This window comes from Micromonospora sp. NPDC049275 (assembly GCF_043197115.1).
Lineage (GTDB): Bacteria > Actinomycetota > Actinomycetes > Mycobacteriales > Micromonosporaceae > Micromonospora.
The window spans coordinates 322,283-343,906 of sequence record NZ_JBICSN010000002.1; the positions used below are offsets into that span (position 1 = coordinate 322,283).

The window sequence follows — 21,624 nt, forward strand, 5'->3', positions numbered from 1 at the left end:
TCAGAAGCTCGACTCGAACGCCGACACGTCGCCGGGCCGGCCCGGCTCGCTCTCGGCTGCCAGCGTGCCCAACACGTGGGCCAGCACGCCGTCGCCGGCACCGGCCAGCAGGTCCGCCAGGGGTACGTCGCCGAGCTGCACCAGAGCGGTGCCGACAGTGCGGGGGATGGGCGGCTGGTCGTGGTCAGCCACCGTGGACCGTCCTTCGGTCGAAGACCGGCACCTGCGTCACCGCTGCGCTCACTCCGCCTTTCTACACCATCGCACCCGGCCCCGGATGGCGCGACACCGCAGCCCGTACGCGCTGGCCACCGTGCCGTTACCTGGCGTACGACAGGCCCCGCCGCCCGACGGCCCTGGGCGCGCGTCCGTCATCGGGGTAGGCCGGGAAGCGCGGTCAGGGCGGCTGTCATCTGATCCAAGCCCAGCGAACCCAGCTCCAGCGCCTGACGATGGAACGCGCGCCGGTCGCCGGGGAACGACGAGCGGCCTGCCAGCCACACGCGCTCACCCACCTTGTAGGCCAGCGCCTGCCCCGGCCGGCCCAGGTAACGCCCGAGCTCGGCGGCCGCGTAGGGGCCCTGGTGACAACGGTCCCGCAGCAGCTCCAGCGCGGCATCCGGCGTCCACACCGCTCCGTCACCGGAGGGCACCGGCAGTCGCAGGTGCAGGCCGATGTCGAGCACGACCCGGGCCGCCCGCAGGAGCTGCATGTACAGATGGCCCAGTCGAGCACCCGGCTGTTCATAGAACCCGAGCTCGTCCATGAACCGCTCGGCGTACAGTGCCCAGCCCTCCTGGCTGCCGGAGAGGCCGCCGAGCAGGTTCAGCCGCTGCCCGAGGCCTCCCCGGCAGGCCTCGGAGCCGAGATGGAGGTGGTGGCCGGGAACGCCCTCGTGATAGGCGGTGCTGTAGGCGTACCAGGTGGGGAAGGACGCCGCGTCCTCCGGCAGGGACCACCAGACCCGGCCCGGCCGCGTCAGGTCCCGCGACGGCCCGATGTAGGCAATCCCGGACGATGTGGTCAACCGCGATTCGATGCGCCGCAGTGGGGCGGGGATGTCGAAGTACACGCCGTCCAGCCGCTCGCTGGTGGCCTCCAACAGCTCCTGCAGCCACGCGCCGAACGCCTCCCTGCTGTGCAGCGTTCCGGGTGCGTCGGGGCCGGCGAGCCAGGCAAGTACCTGTGGCACGTTCCCGCCCAGGGCTTTCGCCTCCGCGATCAGCTCTGCCTCTGTCGCTCGGAACTCGTCCCAGCCCCAGTCGTACAGCTCACGCACATCAGGTTGAGCCGCGAGGAAGGTGCGCACCCAGAGTGTGTACCGCTGCTGACCGAAGGCTTCCTCCTCGACAACCCGCGGTGCCAGGTCCGCGGTCAGCATCTCGGCAAATTTCTGGTACGCCTCTCGCGCGCCCGTCGCTGCGGCCCGCAACGACGCCCGCTGACGCCCCTCGCCGTAGCGATCCACCAGGGCGACATCCTCGTCGACCCAGTTGTCGCAGCGCTGCGTGACGAGCTCCACCTGGCGCCGCGTCGGCAGATTGCCGCGCCCCGCGGCGAGTAGGAGGCTGCGGGCGTACCCGTCCAGGGCCGCCGGGATCGCGGCCAGGCGCACGCCGACACGAGCCCAGCCCTCCTCGAAGACCGCGCCCTCCGCGCCGCGGCCGGGAATCGCGGCCTCGACGGCCTGGCGGATGAGCTGGAGTGGACCGGTGGCCGCCGCGTGCAGTTCGCGCAGGTCCTCCCCGGCGTCGTGGAAGGCGAGACGCGTGTGCAGCCGTTCGGCGAGGTGGGCGTGCAGCGGGGTCGCGGTCGGCAGTGCGTCACCCAGGAGATCGAGCTCGCGCAGGGCACGGGCCGCGAGGTCGGCGCGGGCCTGGTGGCCCTCCGGGCTGTAGTCGGTAAGCCCGTCGACATCCTGCTCGCCAGCCTCGACGACAGCTGTGCAGGGGTCGAGGCCGGCCATCTCGTACAGGAACCGATCCGCGAATTCCTCGATCATGCGGGCAATGCTAGGGGCTTTGCCGCCTCGGGGTGGGGGCCGTCGAGGCGTACCGGACGGCCGTCGCGCTGACGGACAACGCGGCCGAACGGGCCTTCCTCACCGCACGCGCGACGGCCCTGAGGGCGCGTTTGTCACAGGGGTAGACCGGGAAACCCGCGCGGCCGGCCGCAGCAGGGGAGGGGAGGGGCCATGGCGTACCGTCCGACGACCGTCGAGACCGCGCCCGACCTCGGCACGCTCACCCTCGGCGTCGAGGAGGAGTTCCTGCTCCTCGACCCGAACAGCGGCCGGAACCTGCCGGTGGCCGACGAGGTGCTGGCCGCGCTGCGCGGTCCGGCCCGCGACCAGAGCCGTCAGGAGTTCCGGCACAGCATGGTGGAGATGGTCACCCCGGTCTGCGCCGATCTCGCCGAGCTGCGCACCCACCTGGTGGCGCTGCGCCGATCAGCCGTCGAGGCCGCCGCCGCGGCCGGGGCCCGGCTCGTGGCGGTCGGCGCCACCCCGGTGACCGAGCCGCGCCGGACGGTGCCCGACCGGCCGCGCTACCACGCCATGTCACGCCGGTACGGTCCGGTGGCACACGATCCGGCGGTCTGCGGTTGTCACGTGCACGTCGGGTTGCCGGACCGGGAGCTGGCCGTGCAGGTCTGCAACCACCTGCGGGTGTGGCTGCCGGTGGTGCAGGCGATCACCACGAACTCGCCGCTGCACGACGGGCAGGACACCGGCCACGCCAGTTGGCGGTCGATGCAGTTGGAACGCTGGCCCAGCATCGGTCCCACGCCGTACTTCGACTCCGTCGCCGACTACGACCGCACGGTCGACGAGCTGATCGCCGCCGGCATCATGCTGGACGCGGCGATGGTCTACTGGTACGCCCGACCGTCGTCGGCGTACCCGACGGTCGAGGTCCGCGTCGGTGACGTCTGCCCGACCGTGGACGACGCCGTGCTGGTCGCCGCCCTGGTCCGCAGCCTGGTCGCGACACTCGCCGACGACGTACGCGCCGGGGTGCCCGCCCCGTCCGTGCGCGACTGCCTCGTCGCCGCGGCGCACTGGCGGGCGGCCCACGACGGCCTGGACGGCGAGCTGATCGACCTGCGGGCCGGCGGCACCCGGCCGGCCTGGGACCTGGTCGATGAGCTGATGGCGACGACAGCCCCGGCGCTGCTGCGCCACGGCGATCTCGGCTACGTGCTGGCCCAACTGGCCCGGCTGCGCCGTGACGGCACCGGCGCGACCCGACAGCGCCGGGTGCTGGAGCGCACCGGCGACCTGCTCGCGGTCCTCGACGACCTCGCCGTCCAGACCGCCGCCGCCTGACGGGCGGCCCGTGTCTCGCGGGCACGGCGGTGCGGTTAGCGGATGTCGTGGGTCTGCAACCACAGCTCCAGCAGGCCGAGCTGCCACAGCTTGTTGCTGCCGGCCGCGGCCTCGGCCCGGTCCGGCTCGGCGAGCAGCCGGGCGATGTACTCGGGGCGGAACAGGCCCCGCTCGCGCGCCACCGGGGCCTGCAAGGCCTCGGCGACCAGCTCGCGCACCGGCCCGTCCACGTTGCGCAGCGCCGGCACCGGGAAGTAGCCCTTCGGCCGGTCGATCACCTCGGCCGGCAGCACCTCCCGGGCGACCTCCTTGAGCACGCCCTTGCCGCCCTGGGCCACCTTGTGCTCCGGTGGGCAGTGCGCGGCAAGCGTGACCAGGTCCTGGTCGAGGAACGGCGTCCGCACCTCCAGGCCCCACGCCATGCTCATGCTGTCCACCCGCTTGACCGGGTCGTCGGGGAGCATGAGGTGGGTGTCCAGGCGCAGCACGGCGTCCAGCGCGGTCTGCGCGCCGGGCGCGGCGAGGTGCTCGGTGAGCAGGTCCCGGCTGGCGTCGTGCTCCAGCGCGTACGCCGGGCCGACGATGGCGCGCAGCTCATCGTGGTCACGGTCGAAGAACGCGCCGGCGAACGTCTCGGCGGCGCCGTGGCGGGGCGCCCCGGTCAGCGGCTGGTGGTAGCCGTAGCCGGCGAACACCTCGTCGGCGCCCTGCCCGGACTGCGCCACCTTCACGTGCCGCGCCACCTGCTCGGACAGCAGGTGGAAGGCGACCACGTCGTGACTGCCCATCGGCTCGGTCATGGCCAGCACCGCCCGTCGTACGGCGGGCGCCAGGTCGTCGTCGGCGAGCCGGACGCGGTGGTGGTCGGTGCCGTACGCGCGGGCCACCAGGTCGGAGTAGTGGAACTCGTCGCCGGACTCGCCGCCCCGGCTGTCGAAGCCGATGCTGAACGTGCGCAGGTGCTCCTGACCGGCCTCGGCGAGCAGCGCCACGATGAGGCTGGAGTCCAGACCGCCGGAGAGCAGCACCCCGACCGGGACGTCGGCGACCAGCCGTCGGCGTACGGCCGTGCGCAGCGCGTCGCCGACCGCGGCCCGCCAGTCCGCGGCGTCCATGCCGGTGTCGGACGGCTCGCGCACGTAGTCGGGCCGCCAGTACACCTGCTCCCGGCTGCGTCCGTCGGCCTCGATCACCCGTACCGTGGCGGGGGGCAGCTTGCGGACGCCGCGCAGCACGGTCCGGGGCGCCGGCACGATGGAGTGCCAGGACAGGTAGTGGTGCAGCGCCACCGGATCGATGCCGGTGTCCACGTCGCCGGCGCGCAGCAGCGCGGGTAGGGTGGAGGCGAATCGGAGCCGCCCGGGGGTCTCGGCGAGGTAGAGCGGCTTGATGCCGAGCCGGTCGCGGGCCAGGACGAGCCGCCGCCGGGTCCGGTCGACAAGCCCGATCGCGAACATGCCGACCAGGTGGTCGACGAACCGTTCACCCCAGTGGGCGTACGCCACCAGGATCACCTCGGTGTCACTTGTGGATCGGAACGCGTACCCGGCGTTCTGCAGCTCCTCGCGCAGCTCGGGATAGTTGTAGATACACCCGTTGAACACCAGCGCCAGGCCCAGGTCGTCGCGCACCATCGGCTGGCCGCCGGCATCGGACAGGTCGATGATGGTCAGCCGCCGGTGCCCGAGGAGCACCCAGTCGTCAGCGCACAGGCCCTCGTCGTCCGGGCCGCGCGAGCGCATCGCCTCGGTCATCCGGGTGACGGCAGCCGCGTCGGGCCGCTGGCCGTCGAAGCGCGCCTCCCCGCTGATCCCGCACATCAGCCGGGACGGTGGGACGAGTGGGACAGCAGCGGCACGAGCGTCCTCCTGTCACCTCTCCCCGGCTGGTGGTGGCGGGGCCCGGCGAACGAACGGGGCCGCTGGCTACCCGTGCGCGGCGGGGGCAAACCCGCTGGGCTCAGGCGCGCAGGGTGCGCAGGATGCGGGCCAGCTCGGCGCGGTCGCTGTCGTCGAGGTGGCCGAAGAAGCGGTCCGCCTCGGCGCGTCGGGCGGCCCGGATGGCGGCGCTGATCCGGGTGCCCTCGGCGGTGAGCGCGACAAGGGTCGCCCGCCGGTCGGCCGGGTCGGGTCGGCGCTCCACGAGCCCTCGGGTCTGCAGGTCGTCGATCACCTCGGTGGCCGAGCGGGGCGCGATGTGCAGGTGCTCGGCGAGCGTGCCGGGGCGTACCTCCCCGTGGCGGCCGAGCACCCCGAGCGCCCGGGACTGGCTGGGGGTGACGTCCCACGGCGCCAGTGATTCCCGGGTCTGTCGGCGTAGACGGGACGCGACAGCCCAGAACGTCTCGGCCAGGCTCTCGTCGCCGTTGTCGGTGGTGTCCTCGGTCACCGGAATACGGTAGCAGCCAATACCGTTGTTCCCTCATGTTGAGGTAACCTCAGCATATCCCGACCGAAAGGCAGTGCCCCTTGGAACGCACCCCCATGGGCCGCGACCGCGGCCACCGCACCGTCAGCCCGGAAGAGAAGACGCAGGCCCGTCAGGTGTCCCTGCGTCGCATCGGACGCCTTTTCACTCCGCACCGACCCGCCTTGGTCATCGTCACCGCGATCATCGTGCTCTCCTCGATCGTCGCGATGGCCAGCCCGTTCCTGCTGCGTACCGTCATCGACCGGGCCCTCCCGCAGGGTGACGTGACCCTGCTGGTCTGGCTGGTCCTCGGCATGGTGGCCGTGGCCGCCGTGACCGCCGCGCTCGGCGTCGTCCAGACCTGGATCTCCACCCAGGTCGGGCAGCGGGTCATGCACCGACTGCGCACCGACGTGTTCAGCCACCTCCAACGTCAGTCGCTCGGCTTCTTCACCCGCACCCGCACCGGCGAGGTGCAGTCCCGCATCACCAACGACATCGGCGGCATGCAGTCGGTGGTCACCTCCACCGCCACCGCCGTCGCGGCCAACCTCACCACAGTCGTCGCCACCGCCGTCGCCATGGTCGCGCTCTCCTGGCAGCTCTCCCTGGTCTCGGTCGTGGTGCTGCCACCGGCCATCTGGCTGACCCGCCGGGTCGCCCGGATGCGCCGCGAGATCACCGACCAGCGCCAACGCGAACTCGCCGACCTCAACGTCACAGTCGAGGAGGGGCTGTCGATCAGCGGCGTGCAGCTCGCCAAGACCCTCGGCACCGGCCCCGCCCTGATCGAGCGGTTCACCGCCTCCTCGGCCCGCCTCGTCGACCTGGAGCTGCGCAGCGAGCTGGCCGGCCGCTGGCGGATGGCCTCGATGAGCATCATCTTCGCCGCCGTACCGGCCGTCATCTACCTCGCCGCCGGCCTGCCCGGCACCGCCGGCACGCTGAGCATCGGCACCCTGGTCGCCTTCACCGCCCTGCAGGGCGGCCTGTTCCGGCCCCTGATGGGCCTGCTCAACGTGGGCGTGTCACTGACCGCCTCGCTGGCCCTGTTCGCCCGCATCTTCGAGTACCTCGACCTGCCCATCGACGTGGCCGACCCCGCCGAACCGGTCCGCCTCGACCCCGCCCGGGTCCGCGGGCACCTGCGCCTGTCCGACGTCACCTTCGGCTACCCCGGCAGCGACACGGCCGCCCTCGCCGGCATCACCCTCGACGTGGCCGCCGGCACCAGCCTCGCCCTCGTCGGCGAGACCGGCTCCGGCAAGAGCACCCTCGCCGGCCTGGTCAGCCGCCTGCACGACCCGACCGCCGGCCAGATCACCATCGACGGCGTCGACCTGCGCGACCTGCGCCTGGCCGACCTGGCCGCGATCGTCGGCGTGGTCAGCCAGGAGACGTACCTGCTGCACACCACCGTCCGGGAGAACCTGCGCTACGCCCGGCCGGACGCCACCGACGCCGAGATCGAGGCCGCCGCCCGCGCCGCCCAGATCCACGACCTCATCGCCGGCCTGCCCGACGGGTACGAGACGATGGTCGGCTCGCGGGGGCACCGGTTCTCCGGCGGCGAGAAGCAACGGCTCGCCATCGCCCGTACACTGCTGCGCGACCCGCGCATCCTGGTCCTCGACGAGGCCACCAGCGCGCTGGACACGGAGACCGAACGCGCCGTGCAGAGGGCGTTCGACGTGCTCGCGCAGGGGCGGACCACGATCACCATCGCCCACCGCCTGTCCACCGTCCGCGACGCCGACCAGATCGCGGTGCTCGACCACGGCCGCATCGTCGAGTCCGGCGACCACGCCAGCCTGCTCGACCGCAACGGCCGCTACGCCACCCTGGCGGCCTGAGCCCTCCTGCGCCGCTGCTCGTGCTGGAGATCCAACCCCCGCAGGACTACGGGCATCTCCTGCGCGGCCTCGGGAGGCTGTGGTCGTCCTACCTGGCCCATGAGCAGTGCGTACCGTGTCGAGCACCGGCGACCGCCGCATGCCACCAGGGGTATCCCCGGTAACCTCGGAACGAGCACAATCATGCGGTGCGGCGTCGAGTGTGGAACTGGGGTCTGCTGGCCGTCGTCGCCGCACTGGCGGCCGGCGGAACCGCCTGGGTCTGGCTGCGCTACGACTTCGAAAAGGTCAACTGGGCCTGGGGCGTGATCGCCGGGTTCATCGCCGTCTACGTCGTCCTGGACCAGGTCTTCACGACCCGGCCGGCGGTGTCCACCACGGTCGTCGCCGACCGGCATGTGACCGCGGATCAGCTCGCCGACCTGATCCGCCGCGACCGCACCGACGAGACGCTGTTGCGTGCCGTCGATGAGCCGTACCCGCTGCCGGTGCGCTGGTCCAACGGCCCAAGCCGGCTTCTGCCCTCCTGGCGGGCCATCAGCCGATCCAGCGGCGGCGTCCCGCTCGACCTGTCCGGACACGACGGCACCCTGTGGAGCCGATACCGGCGCATCCCGTCCGGGCGCCTGCTTCTGCTCGGACCGCCCGGCTCCGGCAAATCCATCACCACGCTGCGAATGGCCCGGGAACTCCCCGCGTCACGCGAACCCGACGCACCCGTACCGGTGCCGATCCCCATCGCGTCGTGGGACCCCGACCGCGAGAACTTTCCGGACTGGCTCGTAGACCGGATCGCCCGGAGGTACCCGCAGCTCGCCGCCGGCCACCCTCGCCGGGAGGCGGTGCTGCGCGACCTCGTCGAGGCGGATCTGGTGGTGCCCGTTCTCGACGGCCTCGACGAGATGCCCGAGCAGCGGCTCATCGCCTGCCTGGAGCAGCTGAACGAGCTGGCAACCCAGCGGTTCGTGCTCACCTGCCGCACGTCGGTCTACGAGCGCTACCTCGTGAAGGGTGAGAAGCTGCGCGGCGCGGCCGTGGTGGTGCTCGAACCGTTGAGATCTGCCGAGGTGGCCGACTACCTGGTCGACGCCGCTCCGTACCACCAGGTCGGCAACTGGTCGGGCGTCGCCGCCACGATCGGCCAGGACCCGGTGCTTACCGGCGCGCTGTCCACGCCGCTGATGGTGGCGATGGCCCGTACCGCATTCGACCAGCCCGGCACCGATCCGCGTGAACTGGTCCCGCTGGCCCGGGAAGAGGGCCGCCAGTCGGTGGAGGACGCCCTGCTGACCCGGGCCGTGGACGCCGCCCTGCGTTCCGGCCGAGGTCGCCGAGGACCGGGTCGGTGGGAGCCGGACGTGTCCCGGCGCTACCTGGACTTCCTCGCCGCCCACTTGCAGGCACTTGACCAGCGCGAGTTCCGCTGGTGGCAACTGCCCGCCGCGCTGCCTGGCCCCTTCTGGGCGATCATCGATGGTCTGCGTGCCGCGGTGGCCGTCTGGGTGGCCCTCACGTACGCCCATGATGCCCTCACTGAGACTGCCGCGTTGGTTGGCGACCCAGGTGTTCGCGACCTGCTTCTCTGGCTCGCGCGCCACCCGGACGGTCTGGCCTTCGCAGCCTTTCTGGTCGGTGGGTGCGGGGCTGCGCTACGCGGTGGTACGGCGCGGGAAACGCCTCGACGGGTGGTGTTCCTCGGTGGTTGGCGAGCCTTCGCGGAAGGCTCGATCGGAGGTTTACTCGTCGCCGGGATGGCCGCCTTTCTGACCATGCTGCTGCTCCTGTCCATCCCGTCCGTCGACCTGGCCGAATGGATTGATCGGGTGCCGGTTCTGCCGCCGTGGCCCGACGAGGAACGCGCTGCTGCCCTGGTCGGTGTGCTCCTCTGGGGATACCTCGCCGCGTGGGCCGGACTGCGGTTCGATGTCGCGGCTCCGGTCGCCGAGCTGAGCGCGACCAGCGCCGACGAGACCGTCAACAGCGACCGCGCGGCGAGCGTGGCGTCCGCTCTGCTGTCCGTCGGCAGCGGGGTCGTCCGAGTGCTGGTCGTCGTGACAGTCCTGGCGCTGACCGGTGCACTGCCGGCAATCCCGCCGCTGCGGTCCCTCGCGTACGCCGGAATGGGTCTCGGGTTGGGCTGGTGGCTGTACCGGCGCGGCGGCGCCGCGTGGATTCGTTTCATGGTGGCCCGGGCGGTACTCGCCATCCGGGAGCTACTGCCCTTCTCGCTGCTGGGGTTCCTTGCCTACACGGAATCCGTCGGCCTGCTGCGCCACAGAGCCGGGGCCTACCGGTTCCGGCATGGCCGCCTCCAGGACCGTCTGGCCGCCGGTGCGGTGGCTGGTCGGCCGGGCAGCCGACTGCGGGAGAGGTTCGGCATCGAGATCGCCCGCGCCGGGTACTGGGCCGAGGCGCTCGGCGCCTTCTCCGATGTCGCTCGAAACCGCGCAACGAACATCGGACCCGCCCACAACCTGACCGTGGCGGCGTTGCGCAAGGCGCTGCTGGTCGGAGCCGCTGCCGGGCAGTGGACTCGGCTCGCGGACCTGCTGGCGCTGATGCCGGCGCCGTTCACTCCCGGTGCCGGGACACCGGCGTCGTCGCAGCGTGAACGGGTCGCCGGCCTGATCGCCGCTGACGCGCCGCTTGCCGAGGTGCGGGCCGCCGCCGAGGAGTTGCGCCGCCGAGAGGATGACGACGCGGATTTCGGGACTGCCGAGTTCCTGGCAGCCCTGCGGTACGCCGAAGGCGATACCGGTGGGTCGCGGGCGTTGCTTGACCAGCTCCTGCCGGCAGGAGCCGCCACCGAAGGCGGGTCTTCGGCCGACGGCGACCCGAGCCCGGCGGACGGCGGAGGCGGTGGCCTCGGGCGTTCCGCGCCGATCGCGGCCGGATTGCTGACTCGCTTGCTCCTGGAGGACGGCGACGTGGCGTCGGCCGTCGCTGTCTGCCACCGTGAGCTGTTGCGGGCCGACGACGTCACCGAACGGGACGACCTGCTGCTGGCGCAGACGTGGGGTTGGTCGGTCGAGGTGCTGGGCAGGGTCACCGACGAACGCGACGAACTGTTGAACCGAGTCCACGCCGCCCTGGTCGAGCAACGCGGTCGGAGTCCCGCGCTGACCCGCCGAGAGCTGGCGGAGATGGGACTCCAGCTCTGCCATGTCACGGTGGGGCATCCGACGCTGGGGCCAGTCGCGGTGGCGGTCAGCAAAGATCTCATCGACGTTCTCGCCAACCCGGAGATCGTGGTACGAACCGTCCGGCGCGGCGCGCCCATGTGGCACACCGGTTAGAGGGTTTCCGCTTGCCCGGTGCTGGCAGCCTGGGCGGCGTGGACACGCTTCTGACGCAGCTTCCGGCGCTCCTCGGCGTCCTGGTCGGCACCCTGGGTACGATCCTCGCCACCTCGCTGGCCGACCGCGCCCGGTGGCGGCGCAGCCAGAGCGTCCGCTGGGACGAGCGACGCCTCGACGCGTACGTCGCGTTCGCGCACGCCCTCAAGGAGAGTCACGCGGTGGCGCTGCGGATGACGGCCGACCTGCGGCCCGGGTCGTACAGCCACCCGATCGACCGGGACGAGGGCCTGGCCCGACTGGCCGAGTCGGACGGCCGGCGCACCATCGTCTGGGAGAATCTGCTGCTCCTCGGCGACGAACCGACGGTGGTTGCCGCCGCGAACTGGCGCGACGCGATCTGGCAGGTCGAACGGCTCGCCCGGGGGATCGTCGACGCGTCGCAGGACATTTCCGAGATGCTGACCCGGGTCAACGAGGCCCGCGACGTCTACTACCGGGCGGCTCGGAGCAGTCTCGGCGTCCGAGGTGGGTCGGTGGAGCAGTCCGCCGCACTGCGGCAGGCACTACTCAGCCGGCCCAGCGCGACGCCCGATGGCAGGATGGCCGCCGATGACGGCTGACGAATCGTGGAAGCGGATCTCTTCCGCGATGGTAGGGGTTCGAGCTCATCGGCCGCAGCGATGCGGAGCGGTGGCGGGAGACGGTAAGTCACGCCCTCGCCGACCATGACGAACGCTGGGCCAACGGCTGGTACGGGCACCGCAAGCGGGTCCTCTCGTGGCTCCGACGACGTGCGTCGGGAGACACTCGCCATCCTGGCGACCCGTAGGGCGGCCCAACCGTCGACCTGATGAGAGGCTGGCCCAGTGAGTGGGCTTCCCGAGCAGGACGTGGCGCAGGTGCGGAGCTGGTGCGACAGGCGTGTGCCGGAGGCCGTGCGAGACCAGGTGCGGGTGGAGTGCGAGCAGGCTCCCCGGCACCTCACCATCGTCGAACGACGGCCGCCGCGGCGTGGAAACACGGAAGCGGCGTGGATGAGCCTCCCGGTCGCGCAGCTGCGATACACGGCGACAACCGGCACCTGGGCCCTGTACTACCGAGATCGGAACCTCCGCTTCCACCGCTACGACCATGCCCCGCCGTCCGCTGCGGTCAGCCTTCTGCTCGACGAGATCAGCCGCGACCCGACGGGCATCTTCTGGGGCTGATGACGTGTGGGCGCGGTACAGGCTCAGGTGAGTAGTCGGGATCGCTCGACCCCGCGAGCGGCCTGGGGTCGGGGAATTCTGCCGCCCTGAGGGGGCGAGGTGGACGCTCCGGCGGATCGGAGACCGGCGAGTTGGACGAAGATCTCGCGTTTTGCGGTCGCGTCGCCTCGGCGGTTGACGACGTAGCCGGTCAACCAGACCCAGCCCTGGTAGGTCGGCTGGTCCGACACGGAGACGACGCGGAAGGTCATCGCGCGGTCCCCGGCGAACTGCACCGAGGCCTGACCGTCGATGACGAGCAGGTCGCTGGGGGAGGGACGCCTGGTCACCGGTGCCCGGAGTTGTCCTGCGGTGGCCGGCACTCCTGCGCGTGCATGATCTGCCAGTCGCGCAGCGCCCGCCCGATCCGGTCGTTCTCCTGGCTGAGCAGCCGTACCGCCTCGTTGAGCATCGTCAGCTCGTCGGCCACTCGGGCCTGGAACTCGCGTACCTCATCGGGGTTGACGCCGCGCTGATGCGCGGCGAACTCGTGGGTCCGTACCTCGTGCGGCGTCAACCGGGCCGGGTAGCCATACACCGGAGCCACGTCGGTCCTCTCTGGGGGCAGGCGGGAGCGCGGAGGGAGCCTGAAAGGGCGGGCCGTCCGCGCGGGGGCCGCGGGCGACCCGACCGCTCCGCCGCCGCAGCCCCATTCGGCGGTACGACAGCAGAGCAGTCCGGTGGGGTCGGGACGGGCACACGCACCCGCCCCGACCAGGGGATGAGCCGAACTCGTTGCCACGCGAGGAGCAGCTCAGGCTTAAGAGTAACGACCTATTCGTTTAAGTCAACCACTGGGTGTTGTCGTTCGTGGGCGGTTCGTGATCGAATTGGCGAGCCACGCAAGGAGCGCCATGCCTACAACACCTGACTACATCCGCATCGCCGATGACATCATCGCCAGCGTCAAGGCGAAGAAGCTCAAGCCTGAGGACAAGTTGCCGCCGATCGCGCAGATGGCGACCGACTACCAGGTCGGCACGTCCACCATTCAGATGGTCTACGTGCGGCTTGAGGCCCTGCGCGTCATCCGACGCCATCAGGGCAAGGGCATATTCATCACTGAACCCAAGACGTGGCTGCGGGAGCCGTAGGCAGGGAGTCGTTACCTGAGTCGGCGCGGTCAGGTGACGCCGGTGCGGGCTGCGAAGCTGCGGAGTCCGGGTAGTGCCTGGCGGCGGTCGACGCTGAGCAGTGCTCCGGTGAGTTGCTGAGCCCAGGGCCGGTAACGGACCTCCTGCGGAGCGGTCTGCTCGGCCGCGAGCAGCGCCTGGTACGCCTCCGCGTGCGCGCCGCGACCGAACAGGGCCAACGCGACGTCCTCCCAGTACCGCGCCCGCCGCTCCACATTGCCCAGCTGCTCCGGCCGCAGTGCGCGGCCGTACTGGACGGCTGCCCCGAAGTCACCCAGTGTTCGGGCGACACTGATCTTGTAGAGCGCGACGTCCACCCCCGCGAATCCGTCGTTGGCCCTCGACCGGCGGCTGGCCTCGTCGGCCTCTGCCAGCAGCTCCCAGGCGGTGTCCCGGCGGTCCGAGAGGGCGGCCGTGTACGCGGCTGTCGCCAGTAACCGCCCGTACGTGCAACTCTGCTCGGTCGAGGCCAGCCCGGTCGCTGCGTCGAGGGCCTGGGCGGCGCTGATCACCGTCTGCTCTGCCCGGACTCGGTGCCCGCTGCGGCGCAGCACGATGGCGGAGATCCGCGCCGTCTCTGCGCTCAGGAGCGGGTCGTCGGCTTCGCGTGCCGCCTGCCGTGCTCGGTCCATGGCCGACCACGCCATGCCGTCCTCGTGCAGTTTGATGAGCACCTGGGTGGTCAGGTGATAGGTCTCGGCCAGCGTGCTGGCCGTCGTGGATCGACTGTCGGTGTCGGCGGTGGTGTGCGCAGCGGTGGCCGTCGACACCAGCGCCGACAGTCGTGACGACAGTCGGGTGTATCGGCAGGCATGGAAGTCGGACCAGGCGGTGCCAAGCCCCGCACGTAGCCGAGCCGCGTCAACGGGACCGGTCGGGGGCGGTGCGTTGCCCAGCAGTGCGTCCTCCAGGCTGCTGACGACCCGACCAGGCATCGCAGCCCGCCCGTCATCGGTCCCGGGAAGGGCGGCGCCGACGATCCCCGCCAATCCGCCGAGCACGTCACGTCGTCGCACCGGACCGTCTCCCACCTCGCGCGATGGCCTTTCACCGTGCACCCTATCCAGTGAGCCACCGACACGGTTGGATGTCCGGCCGTCACCTGCCACGAGCCCGAACAGTTCCGGCGGAATGTCGAATATCTCGGCGAGTCGGCGCAGCACCGTGACATCCGTCAGCGGCTGGCGACCACGCTCGATCCGGGAGAGCGTCGCTGCCGAATATCCGCAGCGCTGGCCGGCCTCCGCCAGGGTGAGTCGAGCGGCGGTGCGTGCCACCCGCAGCAGCACGCCGAAGTCCCCCGTGGCGGCCGCCTGCTTAGCCTCCGGCAGCTCGTACCATCGATGGTCCGCAACCACGGCGGCCTCCAGCCAACCAAGTTTCACCTCTGTTGACTGTGTTGCGTGAATAGCGTCTCACGCAAGGTTCTCTCGCAATCCGACGCGCCCGGCGCGTGCAGACCCGATTGCCTGCTGTGCTTGTCGCGATGGATACCAGTCGGTGGGAGGCATGATGACCGACCCGGAGGACCGTGCGCCGGATGAACTGCTGGCGGCCGTGATCGGTCGTACCCTGACGGTCGGCGCGGGCGCCAGCGCCGTACTCCTGGTGGTCGCGCTGACCGGCCCCGAAACTACGGCGACCGCTGCGGTGGCGGCCGTCGGGACCATCGTCACCGCACTCGTCGGCCTCGCCGCCGACCATCCACGTCGAAATGACCGACAGTGACCAGGCATTGACACTTCTCGCTTCGCATCCCATGGTCGATGGATTCGTTCCTCCGTCGAAGGGCCGCAGGATGCTCAGCAGTGAACACCGGTACGTCATCGTCGGGGCGGGGCCTGCCGGCCTCCAACTGAGCTATTACCTGCAGCAACACGGCGCCGACTACCTGACACTGGAGAGCGGCGACGAGCCCGGCGGTTTCTTCCGGCGGTTTCCGCGCCACCGGCGGCTCATCTCGCTGAACAAGGTGCACACCGACAGCGCCGATCCGGAGATTCGCCTGCGCTGGGACTGGAACTCGCTGCTCAACGACTCCCCGGACCTGCTGTTTCCGCGCTTCAGCGACGAGTACCTGCCGGCGGCCGACGACCTCGTCCGCTACCTCGCCGAGTTCCAGCGGGTCCACCAGCTCAACATCCGTTTCGGCACGACTGTCGAGCGGATCACGCGGACCGGCGACGGTTTCACGCTGCGCACCGACCGGGGGGACGTGCGTGCGCGCTGCCTGGTCGTCGCGACCGGCTGGGGCCGGCCCTTCGTGCCGGCCATCAAGGGCATCGAACATGCCATCGGGTACGAGGACATGGTCGTCGACCCCACGGCGTACGACGGGCAGCGGGTCCTCGTCATCGGCAAGGGCAACTCCGCCTTCGAGACCGCGTCGGCCATCCTCGGCCGGGCGTCGATGGTGCACCTCGCCAGCCGGCAGCCCTTGCGGCTGGCGTGGAACACCAAACACCCCGGCGACGTACGCGGTCAGTACGGCGCGATCCTCGACAGCTACCAGTTCAAGACGCTGCACTCGGTGCTGGACTGCACGATCGACGAGATCCGGCCCGTCGACGGGCGGTTCCGGGTGTCGATCACGTACACCCATGCCGAGGGGGAGACCGCCGAGCTGGACTACCACACGGTGTTGCGGTGCACCGGCTTCCGGATGGACACGGCGCTGTTCGACGAGACGTCCCGGCCCGACATGGTGCGCGACGGCCGCATGCCCGGTCTGCGCCCCGACTGGCAGTCGAGCAACGTCGACGACCTGTACTTCGCCGGCACCGTCGCCCAGGCCCGCGACGCCAAGCACGCGTCGTCGCCGTTCATCGACGGCTTCCGGTACAACCTGCGGACGTTCACCCGGATCCTGCGGGAGCGCTACGACGGCGTGCCGTTGTCGTACGCGACGACGCCTGCCGACGCCGTGTCGCTGACGAAGCTGATGCTCGACCGGGTCAACTGGTCCTCGGCGCTGTGGACGCAGTTCGAGTACCTCTGTGACGTCTTCGTCCGCGACGACGCCACCGGCGACATCCACCACTACGAGGACCTGCCGGAGGACTACGCCGTGGAGCGCTTCGCGGCGGCCACGCAGTGGTACACGCTCGCGCTGCGGTGGGGCCGCGACGACTACGGTGACGTCTTCGCCATCGACAGGCACCCGACCCCCGACCGTGCCCGGGAGAGCGCCTTCATCCACCCGGTGATCAGGCGTTACCGCGGCACGGAGCTCGTCGCCGAGCAGCATCTGCTGGAGGATCTGCTCGCCGAGTGGCGGCGTCCGGACCGGCACGTGGAACCGTTGGTCGAGTTCCTGACCGAGGATCTCACCAGCGGACCATGATCTCGTCCAGGGGTTTGCGGGGCAGGTCGGGGACGTGGGCGTCCGCTGTGGGATAACCGACGGGCATCACGACGTACGGGCGTTCCTCCGGTGGCCGCTCGCACACCTCGTTGAGGAACCGCATCGGGCTGGGCGTGTGGGTAAGCGTGACCAGGCCGGCGTGGTGCAGCGCGGTGATCAGCAGGCCGACCGCGATGCCGACGGACTCCTTGACGTAGTACGGCTTCGGGCTGTGCGGCCCCTGGTGCACCTCGAACACGACGATGACGGCCGGCGCGGTCTCCAGGAACGGCTTGCGCCAGTCGGTGCCGAGCCCGGCGATGGCACCCAGCCACTCGGCCGAGGCGCGACGGTCGTAGAACGCGCGTTCCTCGGCTTCGGCGGCCTCGCGCAGCCGGCGTTTGCGGGCCGGGTCGGTCAGGACGACGAACCGCCACGGCTGCACGTTGGCGCCGCTGGGCGCTGTCGACGCGGCCCGGATGGCGGCCTCGACCACCCCGTCGGGCAGAGGGTCACCGGTGAAGTCGCGTACCGATCGGCGCTGCGCCATCCGGTGCGCGAACGCCTCGGCCTCGCGCACCATGTCCGCCGGTGGCCTGCGATGGTGCTGGACGGGGACCCTGGGTGTCAGGTCAGTGTGGTTCACCTGTGGCCTCCCCTGCCGCCGACATCCGGTTTCCCCAGCATGTCGGAGGCCGGGCGACTTGTCGTTACGCAGGCGTGCCCTCTTGGTGTGCGGCCACGTCGGGCGCGGTCCGGCTGGCGATCTCGTCGACGACGTCGGTCAGTCGTCCGCGCACCGCGTGGGCGGCCCGCTGACGGGTCGCGCCGTCGCCGTCCGCGGCGAGCCACGTCAGCCAGCGCCGCACCCGATGGCTGTCACCCGCGGCGTCCAGCGCCGGCCGGGCGTACTCGACGAGCCGTTCGGCGAGAGATGCCGCGGGCAGCAGCCGGCCCGTGGCGACGTCGACACCGTGGCCGCCCATGCCGTCGCGGGCGGCCCGCCAGTACGCGAGCCGCAGCAGCTCGGGGAGCAGTCGCGGGCCCTCGTCGCCCCGGTCCACGGCCTCGCCGGCGACAACCACCAGAGCCCGCACCAGGGCGGCGAGCGCCGCGGACTCGGCGGCGGTGACGGGGACGTCGGCCACCCGTACCTCAAGTGTGGGGTGGCGGGTGGACAGGCGGAGATCCCAGAAGATCGTGCCGTGGTCGACGAGCGCGCCCGCGTCGAGAAGCATGTCCACGTGGTCGTCGTACTGCCGGGCGGACGTCAGGTACGGCGGTGGGCCGGCCACCGGCCAGCGCCCCCACGTGACGCTGCGCCAACTCGCGTAGCCGGTGTCGCGCTCCGCCCAGTAGGGCGAGTTGGCGGTGAGGGCGATGAGAATCGGCAGGTGTGCGCGCAGGTGGTTGCCGATCAGCACGGCCCGGTCCCGGTCGGGCTGCTCCACGTGGACGTGGACGGCGCAGATCGCCAGCTCGTCGTGCAGCCCACGGAAGGTCGCAATGCCCCGATCCTGCCGCGGCCCCTGGGTGAGGGGCGGCGGCACGGCACGGCCCAGCACCGGGGAGCCGCTGGCGATCACCCGCAGACCCGCCGAGCGGGCGGCGGCCTGAATGGCGGCCCTGCCCTCGACGAGCTGGGCGGCGAGGTCGTCGACGCTCCGGCACGGGTCGGTGCGCGTCTCGATCTGCAAGGTGGTGATCTCGCCGCCCACCCGGGGGCCGAGCGTCGGTCGCGCACCGTCGACGACGGTCGCCGCCAGCGGTACGACCTCGCCCCGGCCGGCGTCGACGACGAGGAACTCCTCCTCCACGCCGATCAGGGGCGGTCCTGAGAGCTGTCCCGTCGTCATGTCGCGTCCTCGCTGCCGGTCGTACGCCGGCACCGAGCACGTTACGGTATGTCGTCGACGGGTCGCTCCCCGAAACGCTCCATCGTGGACAGAGCTTCCACGAGCCCGGCCAACAGCGCCGTCCGTTCGGGCATCCGGTCGAGGCAGACGTACTCGTCGGCGGCGTGCGCTCCGCCCCCGACCGCGCCCAGGCCGTCAAGCGTCGGTACGCCCAGCGCGGCGGTGAAGTTGCCGTCGGAGGCGCCTGCGGCGTACGCGCCGGTCAGGCGCGGGATGCCCAGTCGGCGGGCGATCGACTGGGCCACCTCCAGCAGTGGCCACGCGAGCTCCGCGGACATCGGATAGCGGTTGATGCCGCCCTGGACGGCAAGCGTCGCCTCGGGCAGGAACGGGACGAGCGCGCGGATGGCGTGGTCGACGCGTTCGAGCTCGTCCCTCGTCCAGGCCCGGACGTCGACGGCCAGGCTGGCTCGCTCGGGCACCGTGTTCGTGGTGGTGCCGGCGGAGAGCACTGTCGGCGTGACCGAGGTGCCGCCGCTGTCGGCCGCGCCGAGACCACCCAGCGTGAGAACCTGGTGGGCGACCTCGACAGTGGCGTTGACCCCGCGCTGCGGCTCGACGCCGGCGTGGGCCGCCCGACCGGAGACGGTGACGCGGTAGACCGAGCCACCCTTGCGCGCCACCTTCAGGTGCCCGTCCGGGGTCGCCGCCTCGCAGACCAGGACCGCCCCCGAGCGCCGCGCCTCCCGTTCGATCAGGTGCCGCGACGTGCCGGACCCGCTCTCCTCGTCGCAGGTGAGCAGCACGCCGACAGCCGAGGTGTCCTCGACCAGGCTCAGGGCCGTGACCATCTGCACGATGCCGGCCTTCATGTCGCACACGCCGGGCCCGGTCGCCACGTCTCCGCGCACGTCGAACGGCCGGGACCGGATCGTGCCCACCGGGAAGACGGTGTCGAAGTGGCCGAGCAGCAGCACACGCTGGTGTACGGCAGGCCACAGCAGGTGCGGCAGACCGTCGATCACGACCCGGTGGGCGGACCGGCCGAGCACGTCCTGCCCCCAGTCGGCGAGCAGGTCGGCGCAGGATTCGAGCTGGGGCAGCGAACCCGGCGCCGACTCGCGGGAGACGAGCGTGCTCAGCCGGTCGACCATGTCGGCTCGGCGCCGCTGGGCGGCGTCGAGCAGGAAACGGGTACGGTCCATCGATCCCTCCAACCGCACGGCCGACGGGCTTCATCAGGCGTGCCAGTCGACAATCGCAGGGGGATCGGGGTGCGGTCACCCGTGGTTGTGCTCAGACCGCCGGCGCGTCGGCCGCCGACCCGTAGCCGAATTCGACGATCCGGTGCGCCATCCCGGCGTACGCCTCCTGGCCCTCGGGCGCGAAGGTGCCCAGCCCGTCGACGTACCTGTTGAACATGCAGAACGCGGCGGCGATCAGGACCGTGTCGTGGATCTCCAGGTCGGTGGCGCCCTCGGCGCGGGCGTCGGCCACCAGTTCGGTGGTGACGTTACGGCCACTGATCTGCACCGCGCCGGCGATCCGCAGCAGCGCCCGCAGCTTGGCCGAGATCGGGGCGGCGTCGAGGTCGGCGCGTACCTGGTCGACGAGACTCATGCCCTCGTGGAGCTGCGCGGCGGCGAACGCCGAGTGCGACGCGCAGCAGAAGGTGCACTCGTTGCGTCCGGAGACGTACGCGGCGATCAGCTCGCGCTCGCCGGCCGGGAGCGAGTGCGGGGCCCGCAGCAGCACCTCGGCCAGCTCGTTGAGCGGCTTCGCCGTCTCCGGGCGGTACCGCATCGGGCCGGTGACGCCGGGAAACTCCTTCTCGTCGATTCCGAGATCGATGTGCGCCATGGTGATCCGCCCTCCAGCCGTGAACGCGGCCCGACCGGACGACGCCTCGTGCGGCGGGGCTGCCCGTGCGGGGCGGCGTGACAGTCGCCGCGCAGCCACGATCTCATCCCGTCCGCCGAGTGTCTTTCTCCATTCATGCTCTTTCGGGGGCCCGACGGGCCGTATCACGACCGGGCCATGCGTGGGCCACCGTCCACAGTCACCCGCGCTGTCCACAGCAGCTCGGGCTCGGGCCGCGATCGGGGGCAGGTCGGGGCAGTGTGGTGCCCGTGGACCCGAGGCTGCGCGAACTCCTCGTGCGCGGTGGTGGCCTGGTCGTCCGGCGGGACGCGATAGGGGTCACGCCGGTGTGGACGATCCAGGCAGCCTGGCGGGCGGGGCGGCTCGTCCGGCTGCTGCCCCGGGTCTATGGTGACGCCGCGCTGATCCGGGACACCACGTCCGACCTGCCACCGCTGGCCCGGGTTGATCCTGAGGTGGCCCGTCGCGCCGTGCTGGCGTACACCGACGGGCGTGGCGCTCTCAGCGGACTGAGCGCACTCGACGCGTGGGGTCTACGCCAGCAGGCACCCGGCGAGCCGCTGTTCGTCGACCTGCCCAGGGGGTCGGGCCTGCGGGGCCGGCCGCATCTCGTGGTACGCCATCGCGCCGGCTTCGCGGTCGAGCCGCCGCAGGTGGTGGTGCGGGGTGGATTGCCGGTGACGCGGCTCGACCGGACCCTGGTGGACTGCTGGCCACTGCTGCCATCTGCCGGCCGCCCCGGGCCCCTCATCAGGGCGGTCAACGACCGGCTCACCACGCCACAGCGGCTCGCCGCCGCCCTGGCCGACGTGCCCCGGTTGACCGATCGCGCCGCGCTGCGCGATCTGTTGGATCGGCTCGCCGCCGGCTGTCGCAGCCCGCTGGAGATCTGGGGCCACGACCACGTCTTCACCGGCCCCGGGATGCCGGCGTTCACCCGACAGGTGCGGGTGCGGGTCGGTGCCCGAACCATCTACCTCGACATGTTCGTCGAGGCGGAGCGCGTCAACGTCGAACTGGACGGTGCCGGCACCCATGCCGACCCGGCAGAGCGCGAGATCGACCTCCGTCGCGACGCCCTGCTGGCCACCGTCGGGATCCTCGTCGTCCGCTTCACCCACCGCCGCCTCGTGGCGAACCCCGCCGAAGTCCGCCAGGAAACCCTCGCCATCCTCGCCGCCCGTCACATCTGACCATGATCACTTGATGGTGACCAGTTCTCGGAGACCTCGCACAACTGTTCAGCATCAAGTGATCATGAGCGGGCGAGGGGT

20 protein-coding genes are annotated in these 21,624 nt (G+C 71.4%); 9 read left to right on the forward strand and 11 right to left on the reverse strand.

From position 1 onward, the window contains the following. Positions 1 to 192 carry an FxSxx-COOH cyclophane-containing RiPP peptide gene (gene fxsA, locus ACGFIE_RS06875; RefSeq protein ID WP_363681682.1) on the reverse strand — a complete coding sequence of 64 codons (192 nt, stop codon included), beginning with the start codon at positions 190 to 192 and terminating at the stop codon, positions 1 to 3. 179 nt (positions 193 to 371) lie between these two features. Continuing rightward, complete coding sequence (locus ACGFIE_RS06880; RefSeq protein ID WP_393291865.1) at positions 372 to 2,003, reverse strand: DUF885 domain-containing protein; 1,632 nt, start codon at positions 2,001 to 2,003, stop codon at positions 372 to 374. A 192-nt stretch (positions 2,004 to 2,195) separates the two neighbouring features. Here ACGFIE_RS06880 and ACGFIE_RS06885 point away from each other — a divergent pair, with 192 nt between their 5' ends. Beyond that, on the forward strand, positions 2,196 to 3,329 hold the full coding sequence (locus ACGFIE_RS06885) for a glutamate--cysteine ligase (RefSeq protein ID WP_393291867.1): 1,134 nt from the start codon (positions 2,196 to 2,198) through the stop codon (positions 3,327 to 3,329). A gap of 35 nt (positions 3,330 to 3,364) precedes the next feature. Here ACGFIE_RS06885 and ACGFIE_RS06890 read toward each other — a convergent pair whose 3' ends face one another. Together ACGFIE_RS06890 and ACGFIE_RS06895 are read right to left on the reverse strand one after the other, a co-directional pair. Next, the gene (locus ACGFIE_RS06890) at positions 3,365 to 5,149 is read right to left on the reverse strand and encodes an N-acetylglutaminylglutamine amidotransferase (RefSeq protein ID WP_393291869.1); all 1,785 of its coding nucleotides are present in this window, start codon (positions 5,147 to 5,149) and stop codon (positions 3,365 to 3,367) included. A gap of 139 nt (positions 5,150 to 5,288) precedes the next feature. Further along, positions 5,289 to 5,717 (reverse strand): MarR family winged helix-turn-helix transcriptional regulator, encoded by a 429-nt coding sequence (locus ACGFIE_RS06895; protein ID WP_393291871.1) that lies wholly within the window; start codon positions 5,715 to 5,717, stop codon positions 5,289 to 5,291. 95 nt (positions 5,718 to 5,812) lie between these two features. Here ACGFIE_RS06895 and ACGFIE_RS06900 point away from each other — a divergent pair, with 95 nt between their 5' ends. The 4 genes from ACGFIE_RS06900 to ACGFIE_RS06915 all read left to right on the forward strand — a co-directional run bounded on the left by ACGFIE_RS06900 (position 5,813) and on the right by ACGFIE_RS06915 (position 12,098). Next, positions 5,813 to 7,591, forward strand: a complete 1,779-nt coding sequence (locus ACGFIE_RS06900; RefSeq protein ID WP_393293191.1) for an ABC transporter ATP-binding protein — start codon at positions 5,813 to 5,815, stop codon at positions 7,589 to 7,591. Between the two features lie 188 nt (positions 7,592 to 7,779). Next, positions 7,780 to 10,887 (forward strand): NACHT domain-containing protein, encoded by a 3,108-nt coding sequence (locus tag ACGFIE_RS06905; RefSeq protein ID WP_393291873.1) that lies wholly within the window; start codon positions 7,780 to 7,782, stop codon positions 10,885 to 10,887. A 38-nt stretch (positions 10,888 to 10,925) separates the two neighbouring features. Next, positions 10,926 to 11,510 carry a hypothetical protein gene (locus ACGFIE_RS06910; RefSeq protein WP_393291875.1) on the forward strand — a complete coding sequence of 195 codons (585 nt, stop codon included), beginning with the start codon at positions 10,926 to 10,928 and terminating at the stop codon, positions 11,508 to 11,510. A gap of 246 nt (positions 11,511 to 11,756) precedes the next feature. Then, positions 11,757 to 12,098, forward strand: coding sequence for a DUF3024 domain-containing protein (locus ACGFIE_RS06915; RefSeq protein ID WP_393291877.1), 342 nt, complete (start codon positions 11,757 to 11,759; stop codon positions 12,096 to 12,098). 23 nt (positions 12,099 to 12,121) lie between these two features. Here ACGFIE_RS06915 and ACGFIE_RS06920 read toward each other — a convergent pair whose 3' ends face one another. Together ACGFIE_RS06920 and ACGFIE_RS06925 are read right to left on the reverse strand one after the other, a co-directional pair. Continuing rightward, the gene (locus ACGFIE_RS06920) at positions 12,122 to 12,427 is read right to left on the reverse strand and encodes a hypothetical protein (protein ID WP_393291878.1); all 306 of its coding nucleotides are present in this window, start codon (positions 12,425 to 12,427) and stop codon (positions 12,122 to 12,124) included. Then, the gene (locus ACGFIE_RS06925) at positions 12,424 to 12,684 is read right to left on the reverse strand and encodes a cell division protein DivIVA (protein WP_393291880.1); all 261 of its coding nucleotides are present in this window, start codon (positions 12,682 to 12,684) and stop codon (positions 12,424 to 12,426) included. Before ACGFIE_RS06925 ends, ACGFIE_RS06920 begins: the two co-directional genes overlap by 4 nt. 307 nt (positions 12,685 to 12,991) lie before the next feature. On the opposite strand from ACGFIE_RS06925, the gene ACGFIE_RS06930 reads away from it, so the two are divergent. After that, on the forward strand, positions 12,992 to 13,231 hold the full coding sequence (locus ACGFIE_RS06930; RefSeq protein ID WP_393291882.1) for a winged helix-turn-helix domain-containing protein: 240 nt from the start codon (positions 12,992 to 12,994) through the stop codon (positions 13,229 to 13,231). A 29-nt stretch (positions 13,232 to 13,260) separates the two neighbouring features. Here the strand turns inward: ACGFIE_RS06930 and ACGFIE_RS06935 are convergent, their stop codons facing one another. Continuing rightward, entirely contained in the window at positions 13,261 to 14,655 is a 1,395-nt protein-coding gene (locus ACGFIE_RS06935) for a helix-turn-helix domain-containing protein (protein WP_393291884.1), read from the reverse strand. A 127-nt stretch (positions 14,656 to 14,782) separates the two neighbouring features. Between ACGFIE_RS06935 and ACGFIE_RS06940 the strand changes: the two genes are divergently transcribed. Both ACGFIE_RS06940 and ACGFIE_RS06945 read left to right on the forward strand, forming a co-directional pair. After that, entirely contained in the window at positions 14,783 to 14,998 is a 216-nt protein-coding gene (locus ACGFIE_RS06940; RefSeq protein ID WP_393291886.1) for a hypothetical protein, read from the forward strand. Positions 14,999 to 15,068: 70 nt separating this feature from the next. Then, complete coding sequence (locus ACGFIE_RS06945) at positions 15,069 to 16,613, forward strand: NAD(P)-binding domain-containing protein (RefSeq protein WP_393291888.1); 1,545 nt, start codon at positions 15,069 to 15,071, stop codon at positions 16,611 to 16,613. On the opposite strand, the gene ACGFIE_RS06950 is transcribed toward ACGFIE_RS06945, so the two are convergent. The 4 genes from ACGFIE_RS06950 to ACGFIE_RS06965 form a co-directional block, all read right to left on the reverse strand. Then, positions 16,597 to 17,196: a nitroreductase family protein gene (locus ACGFIE_RS06950; protein WP_393293192.1), complete on the reverse strand. Its 600-nt coding sequence runs from the start codon at positions 17,194 to 17,196 to the stop codon at positions 16,597 to 16,599. The two genes, ACGFIE_RS06945 and ACGFIE_RS06950, sit on opposite strands and share 17 nt — an antisense overlap. Positions 17,197 to 17,323: 127 nt before the next feature. Then, positions 17,324 to 18,469: a glutamate--cysteine ligase gene (locus tag ACGFIE_RS06955; RefSeq protein WP_393291891.1), complete on the reverse strand. Its 1,146-nt coding sequence runs from the start codon at positions 18,467 to 18,469 to the stop codon at positions 17,324 to 17,326. Positions 18,470 to 18,510: 41 nt separating this feature from the next. Next, positions 18,511 to 19,674 (reverse strand): M20/M25/M40 family metallo-hydrolase, encoded by a 1,164-nt coding sequence (locus ACGFIE_RS06960; RefSeq protein ID WP_393291893.1) that lies wholly within the window; start codon positions 19,672 to 19,674, stop codon positions 18,511 to 18,513. A gap of 91 nt (positions 19,675 to 19,765) precedes the next feature. Continuing rightward, complete coding sequence (locus ACGFIE_RS06965; protein ID WP_393291896.1) at positions 19,766 to 20,329, reverse strand: carboxymuconolactone decarboxylase family protein; 564 nt, start codon at positions 20,327 to 20,329, stop codon at positions 19,766 to 19,768. 269 nt (positions 20,330 to 20,598) lie between these two features. Between ACGFIE_RS06965 and ACGFIE_RS06970 the strand changes: the two genes are divergently transcribed. Then, entirely contained in the window at positions 20,599 to 21,543 is a 945-nt protein-coding gene (locus tag ACGFIE_RS06970; RefSeq protein WP_393291898.1) for a DUF559 domain-containing protein, read from the forward strand. Positions 21,544 to 21,624 lie beyond the last annotated feature (81 nt).